2 protein-coding genes are annotated in these 2,273 nt (G+C 70.2%); one reads left to right on the plus strand and one right to left on the minus strand.

Going from position 1 to position 2,273, the window contains the following annotated elements; all coding sequences use genetic code 11:
- On the plus strand, positions 1-164 hold a 164-nt coding region (locus WKI94_RS11915; protein WP_337845938.1), incomplete at its 5' end, for a penicillin acylase family protein.
- Positions 165-195: 31 nt separating this feature from the next.
- On the opposite strand, the gene WKI94_RS11920 is transcribed toward WKI94_RS11915, so the two are convergent.
- Positions 196-2,273 (minus strand): AAA family ATPase (locus tag WKI94_RS11920; RefSeq protein WP_337845937.1); only part of this gene is annotated, 2,078 nt, incomplete at its 5' end.

Consider the following 2,273-nt stretch of genomic DNA (forward strand, 5'->3'; position numbering starts at 1 on the left):
CGGACCTCGAAGCCTCCCTCTTCATCCATCCCATGGGCCAGTCCGGCCACCCCCTCTCCCCCCACTACGCCGACCTCCTCCCCCTCTGGGCGAGGGGGGCCTACCTCCCCATGGCCCTCGAGGCCCCCGCCCGGGCTACGCTCCTTTTGGAGCCCGCGCCCTAGCCCGGACGGCGTATCCTCCCCGGGAGGGAGCCTACTTGCCCTCCCCGTTTTCCAGGTGCTGGAAGTGCTCCAAGGCCTCCCGCACCCTCTCGTGCACCCAGTAGGCCCGCCGCCCGAAGAGGAGCTCAATGGCCTCGTCCACGTCCTCCACGGCGAAGAGGTGGAAGCGGCCCCCCTCCACCGCCTCCACCACCTCGGGCCTCAGGACCAGGTGGGGCAGGTTGGCCTTGGGGAGGACCACCCCTTGGGTCCCCGTGAGGCCCAAGGCGCGGCAGACCCGGAAGAACCCCTCCACCTTCTCCGCCACCCGCCCCACGGCCAGCACCTTCCCCGTCTGGTCTATGGCCCCCGTCACCGCCAGGTCCTGCCTGAGGGGAAGCCCCGAGAGGGCGGAAAGGACCGCGAGGAGCTCCGCAAGCCCCGCGGAGTCCCCCTCTATCCCGCCGTAGCTCTGCTCAAAGACCAGGCTCACCGTGGCGGAAAGGGCCCCAAGCTCCGCGTACCGCCCGCGGAGGTACCCCGCCAGGGTGAGGACCGCCTTGTGGAAGACCTGCCCCCCTAGGCCCACCTCCCGGTCTATGGAGAGGATCCCCTCCCGCCCGGGGCCCGCCTGGGCGGTGATGCGCACCGGCCGGCCCAAGGGCAGGGGGCCTTCCAGAACCACCAGGCCGTTCACCTCCCCCACCCGTTCCCCGGCCACCTCCAGGGCCACCACGCCCTCCTCCACCTCCTTGAGGTAGAGCTCCTCCTCCAGGCTAAACCGGTCCTCCCGGGCCCTGACCGCCCTCTCCACCGCCTTTCGGTCCAAGGGGTTCCCGTAGACCGAGGCCTCCCGGGCCAGGTCCAGCACCCGGTAAAGGCGGGCATCCAGCCTTTCCTTGTGCCCCACCCAGCGCCGCGCCTCGTCCGCCAGGGCGGCCAGGCCCTCGGGGGTCACCGGAAGGCCCTCTTCCTCCAAAAACCCCCCCAGGTAGGCCACGTTCTCCTCCGTATAGGGGATCTCGGGGCTGAACTCCACCCGGTAGGGGAAAAGCTCCAAAAACTCCTCGTCCTCCTCTAGAAAGGTCATGACCTCCGGGGGGCCCACCAGGAAGACCTGGGCCGTGAGGGGCGCGGGCTTGAGGCGGGGGCCCTTCACCTCGGGCCGGGGGGCGAGGGGCTCCACCTCCCCTTCCGCCAGGGCCCGCTTGAGAAGGGGGTAGCTCCCAAGCTCCCACACCCGGTGGGCCTCGAGGATCAAGACCCCACCCCCCGCCTTCAGGAGGGCCCCCGGGCGGAGGAGGCCCAGGTGGGTGGTGTAGGTCCCCTCCCGCACCTCGTACTCCAGGTGGCCGAAAAGCCGCTCTGGGGTGGGGTTGGGCTCGTACACCACCCGTTCCCCCCCCTCCACCAGGAGGCGGGGAAGGAGGGCCTTGGGGTCCAGCTCCTCCTCTAGGGCCGCGGCCCGAAGCAGGCTTTCCAAAAGCCAATCCAGGTAGTGCCGGGCTTGGGGAAAGCGCGCCTTCAACCCCTCGGCCCTAGGCCCCAGGACCCGCTCGGCAAACCCCCGCCTCAGGGCGGCCACCTCCGCCTGGGCCCGCTGGCGGATTTCCAGGTAACCTAGGACCGTCTCCTCCAGGGAAGCGGAAAGGTCCGGCGGCATGGGCCCTTGGCCCCGCAGGGTCAAACCCTCTGGGCCTTCCTCCAGCTGGAAGCCCCGGGTCTTGGCCTGTTCGGAAAGGGCCCTTAGAAGGGCCTCCGCCTCCTCCTCGTGGCGGGCCTCCACCAGGCTTTTGGCGTAGAGAAAGCCCTTCTCCCGGAAGAGGCCGGGGGTGAACTCCGAAAGCAGGGCCTCTACCCCTTCCAAAAGGGCCCGGCCCTCCCCGGGGGGAAGGAGGAGGGGAAAGGCCTCTTCCCCCAGGGGCAGGTAAAGAAGCTCCTCCTGGGGGAAGGGCTTGCCCTTGAGGAGGGCCAGGAGGCGGCGGCGCTTCCCCAGGCCGCTTGGCCCCACCAGGTAGCCGTGGCCCTTGGCCCGAAAGGCGGCCTCCAGGGCCCTTAAGGCCCTTTCCTGGCCGAAGAAGGGCGGGGCCTTCTTGGGCGGGATGGGAGGGGTGCGCCAAGCAAGGTCCT

This window comes from Thermus sp., from assembly GCF_037444525.1.
Classification (GTDB): domain Bacteria; phylum Deinococcota; class Deinococci; order Deinococcales; family Thermaceae; genus Thermus.